General features: G+C 64.7%; 11 protein-coding genes. 4 read left to right on the plus strand and 7 right to left on the minus strand.

All coding sequences use genetic code 11. The annotated features are described in order from the left end of the window. Positions 1-10: 10 nt before the first annotated feature. Positions 11-1,186 carry an iron-containing alcohol dehydrogenase gene (locus C3418_RS13185; protein WP_080989986.1) on the minus strand — a complete coding sequence of 392 codons (1,176 nt, stop codon included), beginning with the start codon at positions 1,184-1,186 and terminating at the stop codon, positions 11-13. 185 nt (positions 1,187-1,371) lie between these two features. Here C3418_RS13185 and C3418_RS13190 point away from each other — a divergent pair, with 185 nt between their 5' ends. Then, positions 1,372-1,956 carry a hypothetical protein gene (locus C3418_RS13190; protein ID WP_103858700.1) on the plus strand — a complete coding sequence of 195 codons (585 nt, stop codon included), beginning with the start codon at positions 1,372-1,374 and terminating at the stop codon, positions 1,954-1,956. A gap of 81 nt (positions 1,957-2,037) precedes the next feature. On the opposite strand, the gene C3418_RS13195 is transcribed toward C3418_RS13190, so the two are convergent. The 4 genes from C3418_RS13195 to C3418_RS13210 form a co-directional block, all read right to left on the minus strand. Then, a complete protein-coding gene (locus C3418_RS13195) occupies positions 2,038-2,463 on the minus strand; it encodes a hypothetical protein (protein WP_029313593.1) in 426 nt (141 codons plus the stop codon). Positions 2,464-2,687: 224 nt separating this feature from the next. Further along, complete coding sequence (locus C3418_RS13200) at positions 2,688-3,434, minus strand: SDR family oxidoreductase (protein ID WP_103858701.1); 747 nt, start codon at positions 3,432-3,434, stop codon at positions 2,688-2,690. 42 nt (positions 3,435-3,476) lie between these two features. After that, positions 3,477-3,713 (minus strand): DUF3624 domain-containing protein, encoded by a 237-nt coding sequence (locus C3418_RS13205; RefSeq protein WP_041212265.1) that lies wholly within the window; start codon positions 3,711-3,713, stop codon positions 3,477-3,479. Next, positions 3,710-4,183, minus strand: a complete 474-nt coding sequence (locus C3418_RS13210; protein ID WP_103858702.1) for a GNAT family N-acetyltransferase — start codon at positions 4,181-4,183, stop codon at positions 3,710-3,712. The genes C3418_RS13205 and C3418_RS13210 overlap by 4 nt, the downstream gene beginning before the upstream one ends. A 187-nt stretch (positions 4,184-4,370) precedes the next feature. Here C3418_RS13210 and C3418_RS13215 point away from each other — a divergent pair, with 187 nt between their 5' ends. Beyond that, a complete protein-coding gene (locus C3418_RS13215; protein ID WP_103858703.1) occupies positions 4,371-5,813 on the plus strand; it encodes a RimK family protein in 1,443 nt (480 codons plus the stop codon). Between the two features lie 24 nt (positions 5,814-5,837). Beyond that, the gene (locus C3418_RS13220; RefSeq protein ID WP_039039793.1) at positions 5,838-6,368 is read left to right on the plus strand and encodes an MgtC/SapB family protein; all 531 of its coding nucleotides are present in this window, start codon (positions 5,838-5,840) and stop codon (positions 6,366-6,368) included. Between the two features lie 55 nt (positions 6,369-6,423). Here C3418_RS13220 and C3418_RS13225 read toward each other — a convergent pair whose 3' ends face one another. Together C3418_RS13225 and C3418_RS13230 are read right to left on the minus strand one after the other, a co-directional pair. Then, positions 6,424-8,040, minus strand: coding sequence for an alpha-amylase family protein (locus C3418_RS13225; protein WP_103858704.1), 1,617 nt, complete (start codon positions 8,038-8,040; stop codon positions 6,424-6,426). Positions 8,041-8,157: 117 nt separating this feature from the next. Beyond that, positions 8,158-8,436 carry a DUF2442 domain-containing protein gene (locus C3418_RS13230; protein WP_103858705.1) on the minus strand — a complete coding sequence of 93 codons (279 nt, stop codon included), beginning with the start codon at positions 8,434-8,436 and terminating at the stop codon, positions 8,158-8,160. A gap of 257 nt (positions 8,437-8,693) precedes the next feature. On the opposite strand from C3418_RS13230, the gene C3418_RS13235 reads away from it, so the two are divergent. Then, complete coding sequence (locus C3418_RS13235; RefSeq protein ID WP_103858706.1) at positions 8,694-10,658, plus strand: LTA synthase family protein; 1,965 nt, start codon at positions 8,694-8,696, stop codon at positions 10,656-10,658. Positions 10,659-10,852 lie beyond the last annotated feature (194 nt).

Consider the following 10,852-nt stretch of genomic DNA (forward strand, 5'->3'; position numbering starts at 1 on the left):
CCAGGATGACTTACAGCGCGTGGGACAGGATCCTGGCTACCTTGTCGGGATCAATGTCCTGCTGCTCCCCGAGGGCGGTCAGCCCGAAACGCTTGAGGTTGGAGCAGATACCGGGGATGCAGCTCTCGCTCAGCCCGTAGTCGGCAAGCCGGGTACCCACCCCCATCTGCTGGAAGAACTGCTCGGTGCGGATGATGGCCTCCTCGATGCGCAGCGCCTTGTCCTCGCGGCTGGAGTGCCATACCCGCTCGGCGAACTGCGCCAGCTTCTCCTGCTTCTGGGCCGATTGCTCCCGCAGCAGGGAGGGCAACACCACAGCCAGGCTCTGGGCATGATCCAGCCCGTGCAGGGCGGTGAGCTGGTGACCGATGGCGTGGGTGGACCAGTCCTGGGGCACGCCGCGACCGATGAGGCCGTTGAGCGCCAGGCTGGCCGCCCACATCAGGTTGGCGCGCACCTGGTAGTTGGTGGGCTCCGCCAGCGCGCGCGGACCGTTGTCCACCAGCACCTGCAGCAGCCCTTCCGCCAGCCGGTCCTGCACCTCGCCCCCCACCGGGAAGGTGAGGTACTGCTCGAGGATGTGGACGAAGGCATCCACTACGCCATTGCCCACCTGGCGCGGTGGAAGGCTGTAGGTGGTGGCGGGATCCAGCACCGCAAACACCGGTTGCACCAGCGGATTGTAGAAGGAGAGCTTGGCCTCCCCCCGGCTCACCACGGCGGCGGGGTTGCTCTCCGAGCCGGTGGCCGGCAGGGTCAACACGCAGCCCAGCGGCAGCGCTGCCTTGATGGGGGCCTTGTCCCGCAGGATCTCCCAGGGATCGTCCCCCTCGAAGCAGGCAGCGGCGGCCACGAACTTGGTGCCATCCACCACGGAGCCGCCACCCACCGCCAGCAGGAAGTCGATGCGCTCGCGCTTGACCAGAGCCACCGCCTCCATCAGCTGATCGTACTGGGGGTTGGCGCCGATGCCGGGAAACTCCAGCCACTCCCGGCCCGCCAGCGCCTGGGTCAACTGCTCATAGACCCCGTTCTGCTTGATGCTGCCACCCCCGTAGAGCACCAGCAGACGGCTGCCGGCCGGGATCAGCTCGGGCAGCCTGGCGATCTGGCCTTCACCAAAGCAGATGCGGGTGGGATTGGCATATTGGAAGTTGTACACGGCAGAGCCCTCGGTTGATTGCATGCCGGGGAATTGTGCGCCTGCCGTGCCATCAGGTCAAAAACGGGAGCCTGTCGTCAAAAATACGATGCCAGCCTGCCGATGCCGGGCGCTCCTGCCCGGCTTTGCTATGGTGATAGCGGGAAGACGAGTTCGTCGCCCCCTCAAGCCCCTCCCGGGGTCCCTTTCCCACTCACTGGGTCTCTATCATGAAACTGAAGCACGCCTGGATTGCGGGTGCCCTCACCCTCTGTGCCCCTCCCCTGCTCTATGCCGCCGAGGCCACCACCCATGTGGCCGTGGCCCCCGGACAAGCCAGTCTGGCCGAAGAACTGACGGCCAGGGCAACCGTCACCGCCATCGACCTGGCCACCCGCAAGGTCAGCCTGAAAAATGCCGAAGGGCAGACCCTGGATCTGATCGCCGGGGAGGAGGTGACCAACCTTCCCCAGCTCAAGGTGGGAGATGTCGTGGCCTTGAGATATCTGCAACTGCTGGACCTGACCCTGCTCAAGGGCACCGCCGGGGTGAGAAAACGGGTGGTGGAAGTGGAAGGGGGCAAGGCGGCCGCCGGGGAGAAACCCGCTGCCGGCGTCGGCATGCAGGTAACCATCTATGCCGACGTCATCGACGTGGACAAGGCGCATCAGACCATCCGGGTCAAGGGGGTCGACCATACCCTGACCCTCAAGGTGCAGGATCCGGCCCAGTTCGCCCTCATCGCCAAGGGGGACCAGATCAAGGCCGTGCAGACCACCGCCATCGCCATCGGCATCGCCCCCCAGAGTCCCTGAACCCTGACCACGGCCTGCCAGCCCCGTGGCAAGGGGGCAACCCCTTGCCTTTAACGCCCAAGGATTGCCGTTTGAATCACATCATGCCTGGGAGGCAGATTTGCCGGTGAGACGATCCATGGCCTCCTTGAGCATGGCATCGCGCTGCGCGGCCAGGTCCTTGCTCTGCGTTTCGCGCTCCTCGGCAGAGAGCGTCTTGTCATCCGCTATCCCCTTGAGCTGACGCTCGAGATCGTCAAATTTTTTGCGATCAAAGCCCAGGGCCTTGTCCACCATCTGCTGCACCCGCGCATCCTTGACGCCACCGGTCAGGACTGTGTTCTTGCCGTTTCTGGCCAGATGCTCGTAGGTCAACGCCTGCTGCGCCTTGCCGGTCAGCACCTGACTGGAGAGGCTGACCTGCTGAGACCAGCCGCTCTGCTTGTCGTCGCTGTCGCTGAGGGTCGCCAGGGCACGGTTCTGGGACGCGCTCTGGGCGAGTTGATGACCATAGGGTTTGATATCCATGAAGGCTCCACGCTCACTGCCGGCCTCGCCGGCTCCGGGGATGGTTTCCCCGCCATGGGCCGGAGACAGCAAAATGCAGGCCAACTTGAGTACCCCCCTCTTTCGACGGTTCAGCACGGGGTCGCAGCACGCCTCCTTCTGCACTCCATTACGAGTGCGACCAGACCCATCAAAAAAGGCGCCCGAAGGCGCCTCTTGTGGACAGGAGTCGGCTCGTCATGACATCAGCGACGGCTGATGTGGAGCGGGCCGAAGGTCTGGGCCACCGGCATGATCTCGATGCTGTTGATGTTGACGTGGGCAGGCTGCTCGCTGATCCAGAGTACGGTATTGGCGATGTCTTCCGGCTGGATGGCCTGCACCCCCTGATAGACGGTGGCCGCCTTGGCGTCGTCGCCGTGGAAGCGCACGTTGGAGAACTCGGTGCCGCCACACAGGCCGGGCTCCACGTTGGTGACACGCACCGCCGTGCCCGCCAGATCCGCACGCAGGTTGAGACTGAACTGCTTCACGAACGCCTTGGTCGCGCCGTAGACGTTGCCGCCCGGATAGGGGTAGGTCCCTGCGATGGAGCCGATGTTGATGACGTGGCCGCGGTTGCGCGCCACCATGCCCGGCAGCAGCAACCGGGTGATCAGAGTCAGGCCGCTGATGTTGGTGGCGATCATCTGCTCCCAGTCCTCAAGGTCTGCCTTGTGGGCAGGCTCCAGCCCCAGTGCCAGGCCGGCGTTGTTGACCAGCAGGTCCACCTGTTGCCATTCGGTCGGCAGCCCCTCGATGGCGGCGCGGGTGGCAGCCTTGTCCTGGACGTCGAACACCAGGGGCAGGAACTGCTCGCCCAGCTCCTCGGACAGGGCGGCCAGCCGTTCGGCGCGACGCCCGGTGCCGATCACCCGGTGGCCTGCGCTCACCAGCAGGCGGCTGATGGCCTCACCAAAGCCGGACGAGGCGCCCGTTACCATTGCAATCATGTGAACCTCCATTGTTATTTGTCTTCTTGAAAAATCAGCACGTTATATGTCGCGCTTCCCCAGCTTTCGCCATGCGAACACCGCCAGATGCAGCAGGAAGAGACCCGAGCCCCCCAGCGCAAACAGCAGGCCGGTCAGGGCGTTGACCGAGGTATCGGCGCCGCACCACCACCAGACCAACCAGCCGACGACCCCGATGAGAAAGGTCTGGGCGGCACAGACCGGGCAGCGCCCGAGCTTGGCCCTGATGGCCGTAGCCAGGCAATCCTCGCAACTCATGATGGCTCCTGCCGCTCATCCCCCAGCGCCAGCACCAGGCGGTGGGCATGCTGGCCGGGCCCGTAATAATCGGGCAGCCGTACCCTGGGGCGAAACCCCAGCCCCTGATAGAGGGTCCTGGCTTCTGGGTTGGCGTCGGCGACCTCGAGGCGAATCGCCCCCCAGCCGGCCTCGCGCCCTTCCCGGATCACCTGCTCCAGCAGGCGGCGTGCCCACCCCTGACGGCGGACGGTCCAGCGGATGGCGAGGGTCTGGATGATGAGACGATCCCAGCCTTTGTGCTCCAGCACGCTCAAATAGCCCATCACCTGCGCCTTCTCGTCTTGCAGCAGCAGGGTGCGCCCCTTGGCCTGATTGAGCAGATAGTGCCAGCGGCTGCGGCCGAAGGCGACCTCGGGGGGAAAACAGTAGCGTTCCAGCTTCACGATGGCGCCCAAATCATCGGCTCGGGCGGCGCGCACGGTCAACACGGGGAGTCCTTGTTCGGTTATTTATCCTCAGCACCAGAAATGCGACTTGTATCACAAGTTACCAAGGCAGAATATTAGGCACTGTAACCTCTTGTTTCCCCTCGCGCCATTGTCGTGCTTGTCGGTGCATCGAAGCCCACTGGGGATCCTGCCGTTTCTGGCAGTCCTTTCTGTGGAGCCTGAAAATATGAGTACCTATGTCATCGTCGAGGAGCCGGGCGACTGGCCCTGCCATGCCGACTATCTGCTGACCGCCCGCACCTACCTGCAACACGGTCTGCCCACCACAGGGGGGCGTCCGCGCATCATCAACCTCTGCCGCAGCCTGGAACACCTGGGGGCCGGTTATTACTGCTCCCTGCTGGCCCAGGCCCGCGGCCACCACTGCCTGCCGGGATTGCAGGCCATCAGCCGTCTGCAACCCCAGCAGCCTCCCGCCAAGCTGTGGCGCAAATTGCAGGGCTGGCTGGCCCAGCAGAGCGAAGACAGGATCCGGGTGCGCGCCATCTTCGGCCAGTGCGAACAGAGCGAGCTGGCGGGGCTCGCCCGCTATTACTACGGCCTGAGCCAGTTGCCGCTGCAGGAGCTGACCCTCAAGCGCGGTCGCCACGGCTGGTCGGTGCGCCAGCAGGAGAGCCTGTCACCGCTGGCGCTGAGCCCGAGCGAGAAGGCGCTGATGGTGCAGCACGCCCAGGCGCTGGTGGGCACGGGGGACGAGGAACAGACGGCGCCACGCTACCAGCTCGCCATCCTGGTCGACCCCAACGACGGCCGCGCCAGCAGCGATGTCCTGGCGCTGGAGCGTTTCATCAAGGCGGCCGCTGCCCAGGGGATCCAGGCCGAGATCCTGCCTCCCTCGGCCATCGAGCGGTTGCCGGAGTTCGACACCCTCTGGCTGCGCGCCGAGACCGCGGTCGGCCACTACACCTTCGAATTTGCCCGCCGTGCCGAGCAGCTCAAGATGCCGGTCATCGACAGCTCCCGTGCCATCCTCGCCTGCAGCAACAAGCTCTATCTCTACGAGCTGATGGTGCGCAGCGGCGTGCCCATGCCCCCCACCACCGTCGTGACCCGCCGCGGCCGCCAGCATGTGGACGAACTGGTGCAGCGCCTCGGTCTGCCGCTGATGGTGAAGATCCCCGACGGCGCCCAAGGGCGCGACCTCGCCATGGCCAGCGATGACATCCAGCTCGCCCGCCTGCTGGACGAGGGGCTGGCCCGCTCCGCCCTGCTGCTGGTCCAGAGCCGGATCCCTGCGGAGTTCGACTGGCGCATCGGCTTTCTCGACGGCTCGCCGCTGTTCGCCTGCCGCCGCTACCGACCCGAGCCCGGCAACCGCATCCGTCGCCGCAAACACCCCCTCGACATGAGCCGCATCGAGGCGCTGCCCCTCAGCGAAGTGCCGGAGCGGGTGCTGCAAACCGCCCGCCGCGCCGTGCACCAGCTCGGCAACGGCCTGTTCGGGGTGGATCTGCGCCAGCAGGGTCAGGGCTGCGTGTTGCTGGAAATCATCGACAACCCCTGGATACGTGGCGATATTGAAGACAGGGAGGCAAAGGACCTCTACGAGCGCCTCGCCCGGGCCTTCCGCCAGCGGCTGGAGAACCGGGGGCAGAGCGCGACAGGATAACAAGCATCGCGAGCAGAGGTGGATATGATGACAATGCAGTGGTGGGACATCGCGCCCCTTGGCTGGGAGAACATCCTGGTCTGTCTGGTGTGTGGCACCCTGGTGGGGCTGGAGCGGCAGCTTCGCGGCAAGCCGGTGGGGATCCGCACCTCTTCCCTCATCGTGCTCGGCACCTACTGTTTTCTCGCCATCGGCGCCGCCGTCAGCCCTCAGGGCGCCGATCAGGCGCGGGTGCTGGGTCAGCTCATCACCGGGGTCGGCTTTCTCGGGGCCGGGGTCATGATGACCCGGGATGGTCAGGTGCTGGGGGTGACCTCCGCCGCCGCCATCTGGATGCTGGCCGCCCTCGGCGCCCTCATCGGCATGGACATGCTGCATCAGGCGCTGCTGCTCACCGTCGTCACCCTCTCCATCCTGGTGGGGGTGGACTACCTGGAAGCCAGCTTCAAGAGCCTGCGCCGCGGGGTGCACAACAGGCTGGAACACTGGCGCCACGGGGCCGAGCCCTCGGTCTCTTCCCGCCGGGACGATCTGGGCAGCGGCATCGAGAAGTAAGCCGCCACCATGAAAAAGGGCTCCATAATGGAGCCCTTTCTGTTGTCTGCCTCCCTCAGCGCACCAGCAGGAAGCGGCCGGTGAGGGGCGGCAAGTCCACCGTCACGCTGCTGCCACCGATGGCCAGGTTCTCGCCGCTCTGCAGATCCACCAGGGCGCTGCCGCTGCGCAGCTTGCCGACCGGCACGGCGTAACTCTGGGGCGTGGTGGAGACGTTGAGCAGGTAGACTACTTGCTCGCCAGCCGTCTGCTTGATGTCGCCATAGATGCTCCCCTCGGCCACCAGCTTGACCCGCTCCCCCTGATAGAGGGCCGGGTGCCCGGCGCGCAAGGCCAGCAGATCGCTCAGCCACTGCTTGAGCTCGGCCTGCTCGCTGCTAGGCACGAAGCCGGTGACACCGGGAACCTTGCCATCGCTGCGGGCCACGTGATCATCGCAGAGCCCCTGGGCCGCACAGTCGCCCCCCACCTGACTGGCAAAGCCAGGCACCTCGTCGCCAAACTCCTCGCCATAGTAGAAGGTAATGGGACCGGAGCGGGCGGCCATGAAGCTGAAGGCCGCCTTGTGGCGTTGCCAGTAGTCCACCCCATTGAAGTTGCCCCGCTCCAGCAGATCGCCGAAGCGCACCAGATCGTGGTTGCCCAGCATCAGGTTGGGCATGGCGTGGTCCGGGTAGTTCTCCACCTTGTTCCAACTGGCGTCGAGCACGCTGGCCCCCTGCCCGCCCTTGCCAGACTCTTCCACCGCCAGCGCCTGTACCAGGCCGTAGCGCAGGGGGAAGTCGAACGCCGAAGAGAGCGCCGGGTTGTCGCTCGGGCCATAGGCCTGGGCGCGGATCTCGTCGGCGCCCTTCCACACTTCCCCCACCATGTAGCCGAGGGTGCCCCACTGCTGGCCGGCGGCCTTGCGCGCCGCGCTGGCCTGGGCCACCTCGCTGCGAATGGCGCGCCAGTCATCCAGCCCCAACTGATAAGCCTGATCGAGGCGCCAGCCGTCGATGCCGTACTGCTCGACCCAGTAACGGGCCACCTCCTTGAAGTAGGCCAGACTCTCGGGCTGGCCGTAATCCACCAGCTGACCCGGGTAGCCTGCGCCGCCGCTCTTGAGTGCTGGCAGCCGCCCCTCTGGTGAAGGCTTGCTCACCCCCACCTTGTTGACGTGGCCGAACACCCCGTCGAGGAAGACATAGAGCCCGCGCTGGTGCGCCCCGTCCACCAGTTTTTTAAGCTGGGCGTTGCTGCCGAAGTTGGGATCCACGTTGAAGAAGTCGCAGGCGAAGTAGCCGGTGGCATCCAGCCGGTCGTCCCCGGCCTGGCCGGCGCAGGAGTCAAACACCGGCGTGAGCCAGATGGCGTTGACGTTGAGGCTCTTGATGTGGTCGAGGCTGTCGATGATCCCCTGCAGATCGCCGTTGTGCCGGGAGGGGCCGTAACCGACGCCGTAGTTGGCGCTCTCGTCGCCGTCGACGAAGGACTCCACCATCACCTGGTAGGTGCGCAGGTTGCAGGCTGGCTGATCATTGCCGTAGCAGGCGCGGCTGGCCGACGCGGGGGGTGGATTGACCACCGGAGGCTGGGGGTCACTGCTGCCACCGCCTCCCCCGCTGCCGCAAGCCGTCAGTAACAGGGCGGCCCCGATGAGGCCGCCACGACGCAACGTTCCTTGTTTCATTGTTATGTTCCCGCTGTGGTGGATGGGCGCCCAAAGCGCCGCACTGGGGTCATGATAACGACCTGACCGACGCGGGTCTGTGACTGAAAACGTTACCTGACTCAACGAGTTAGCATGTCAGAAGCGATGCATGTTGCGATCGGGGAAGGCGGCGCGCTCGTCGATGGGCAGGATCAGGTGGTAGACCTCGTGGGCCGCCAGGGTGAAGCCCGAGGGCCACGCCAGTTGATGGCGATCATCGATGAAGACACGAGCGAAGCGACGCTCGGTCTCCATGGCCGCAAACAGCGGCTGGCCGCGCCAGGGGGTGAGATCCAGCACGCCTGTGGTGCCGTCGGAGAGCACCACGAACAGAGACCAGCCCTGCACATATTCCACATCGATGAAGACCGGCATCCCTTCGGCTCCGATTGAGAAATCCGGCGCCATTATAGGCACGACCCTTGTCTCGATGTGCCAGCAGGATCACAGTTTTCCCAGCGTTTTATGCTCTCTTCGAACCCTGCATTCCGTCACAAAAAATCATAAAACGTGCCAGCTTCTCCATTTATACCTCACCCCCATGCAACCTTTGCCAGGCGCCACTGTCATACTCCTGCACCATAACAACAATGCGCCCGGGGACTGGGCGCAAACAGGTTTGCAGGAACAATATGACCACCATCAAACAATGGCTGGGACCGGTTTGGCCCATCGCCGTCTTTTCATTGATCGCGCTCATCTCCCTGACCGTCAGCCGCCTTGGCCTGGGGCTCTGGCAACTGGAACGGGTGGATGCCGTCTCTGGCTGGCAGGAGATGCTGCTGCAAGGCATTCGCGTCGACGTCGCCACCCTCTGCTGGGTCTGGGGCGTACCCGCCGTCTTGACCCAGTTGCTGGCCGGGCCCCACGCGCCGGGGCGGCTCTGGATGCAGCTTATCCGGATCTGGCTCACCCTGGGGCTCTGGCTGATGCTCTTTCTCGAGATCTCCACTCCCGCCTTCGTCACCGAATACGGGGTACGCCCCAACCGCCTCTATGTGGAGTACCTCATCTATCCGAAGGAGGTGCTCTCCATGCTGTGGGCTGGCCGCAAGGGCGAGCTGCTGCTGGCCGTGATCTTCAGCGGCGCAGTACTCGGCGGTGGCTGGTGGCTGAGCGGCCGCCTGGTGCGTGACCTAAGCTTCCCCCGCTGGTACTGGCGCCCCGCCTTCGCCCTGCTGATCCTCGCCGTCGGCTTCCTCGGCGCCCGCTCCAGTCTCGGCCATCGCGCCCTGAATCCGGCCATGGTGGCCTTTGCGGACGATCCCCTGGTCAACGCCCTCACCGTCAACTCCGCCTACTCCCTCTTCTTTGCCATCAAGCAGATGGGGGCCGAGGAGGACGCCAGCCAGTTTTACGGCAAGATGGCTGACCATCAGGTACTCGACATAGTCCGCGAGGAGAGCGGTCGCCCTCTCGGCGATTTCACCTCTGCCGATCTGCCGAGCCAGACCTTCAACACGGCCAGCTACCAGGGCAAGCCCAAAAACCTGGTGATCCTGCTGCAAGAGAGTCTGGGGGCCCAGTTCGTCGGCTCCCTCGGCGGCCTGCCGCTCACCCCGAACATCGATGCCTTGTCGAAAGAGGGTTGGGCGTTCGAGCAGCTCTACGCCACCGGTACCCGTTCGGTACGCGGCATCGAGGCGGTGCTCACCGGCTTCACGCCGACCCCGGCCCAGGCCGTGGTCAAGCTCGGCAAGAGCCAGACCAACTTCTTCACCATCGCTGACCTGCTCAAGCAGCGAGGCTATGACACCAGCTTCATCTATGGTGGCGAGAGCCACTTCGACAACATGCGCAGCTTCTTCCTCGGCAACGGCTTCACCACCATCGTCGAGCAGAAGGACTTCAAGAACCCGGTGTTCGAGGGATCCTGGGGCGCCTCGGATGAAGATCTGATGGCCAAGGCCAACGAGACCTTCGCGGCGCTGCACAAGGAGGGCAAACCCTTCTTCAGCCTGGTGTTCAGCTCCAGCAACCACGATCCCTTCGAGTTCCCCGACAACCGCATCGCCCTGTACGAGCAGCCCAAGCAGACCCGCAACAACGCCGCCAAGTACGCGGACTACGCCGTCGGCGAGTTCTTCAAGAAGGCCAGGGCATCGGACTACTGGCAGGACACCCTGTTCCTGGTCATCGCCGATCACGACAGCCGGGTCGGGGGAGCCAGTCTGGTGCCCATCCCCCGCTTCCACATCCCGGGGGTCATCCTGGGGGACGGCATAGCACCGAGAAAGGACCCCCGCATCGTCAGCCAGATCGACATGGCCCCGACCCTGCTCTCCCTCATGGGCATCAGTGCCGACTACCCCATGCTGGGCAAGGATCTCACTCGCATGCCCGCCGACTGGCCGGGACGCGCCATTATGCAGTACGACAAGAACTTCGCCCTGATGCGCGGCAAGGATGTGGTGATCCTGCAGCCCGAGCGGGCGCCGGAAGGCTTCATCTACGAGGATGCGACCGAGACGCTCACCCCGGCTCAGCAGCCGGACACCATGAAGGATGCCGCCCTGGGGCTGGTCCTGTGGGGCAGCCTGGCCTATCAGCAGGGGCTCTACCGGACGGCGCAGGACAGCTGGCTGGCTCTCAACTGAGGAACCGCCCACAAAAAAACCGCCCTCGTGAAGTGAACCCCGAAAGTTGGACACCCAACGAGTAGGTGTTCTTCGTTTCTATGGGAAAGCAAAAATACTCGACCGACTTCAAACGTCAGGTCGTTCTTCACTATCTCAGTGGTCATGACGGTGCCAAAAAGACGGCCGCCCTGTTTGGTATCGATCATGGCGCC

The organism is Aeromonas sp. ASNIH8 (genome assembly GCF_002919855.1).
In the GTDB taxonomy this organism is placed as follows: Bacteria; Pseudomonadota; Gammaproteobacteria; order Enterobacterales; family Aeromonadaceae; genus Aeromonas; species Aeromonas caviae.

Coding starts and splice junctions, on each gene's coding strand:
- C3418_RS13185 (WP_080989986.1), bottom strand. CDS start 1,186: ATGCAATCAACCGAGGGCTCTGCCGTGTACAACTTCCAATATGCCAAT.
- C3418_RS13190 (WP_103858700.1), top strand. CDS start 1,372: ATGAAACTGAAGCACGCCTGGATTGCGGGTGCCCTCACCCTCTGTGCC.
- C3418_RS13195 (WP_029313593.1), bottom strand. CDS start 2,463: ATGGATATCAAACCCTATGGTCATCAACTCGCCCAGAGCGCGTCCCAG.
- C3418_RS13200 (WP_103858701.1), bottom strand. CDS start 3,434: ATGATTGCAATGGTAACGGGCGCCTCGTCCGGCTTTGGTGAGGCCATC.
- C3418_RS13205 (WP_041212265.1), bottom strand. CDS start 3,713: ATGAGTTGCGAGGATTGCCTGGCTACGGCCATCAGGGCCAAGCTCGGG.
- C3418_RS13215 (WP_103858703.1), top strand. CDS start 4,371: ATGAGTACCTATGTCATCGTCGAGGAGCCGGGCGACTGGCCCTGCCAT.
- C3418_RS13220 (WP_039039793.1), top strand. CDS start 5,838: ATGATGACAATGCAGTGGTGGGACATCGCGCCCCTTGGCTGGGAGAAC.
- C3418_RS13225 (WP_103858704.1), bottom strand. CDS start 8,040: ATGAAACAAGGAACGTTGCGTCGTGGCGGCCTCATCGGGGCCGCCCTG.
- C3418_RS13230 (WP_103858705.1), bottom strand. CDS start 8,436: ATGCCGGTCTTCATCGATGTGGAATATGTGCAGGGCTGGTCTCTGTTC.
- C3418_RS13235 (WP_103858706.1), top strand. CDS start 8,694: ATGACCACCATCAAACAATGGCTGGGACCGGTTTGGCCCATCGCCGTC.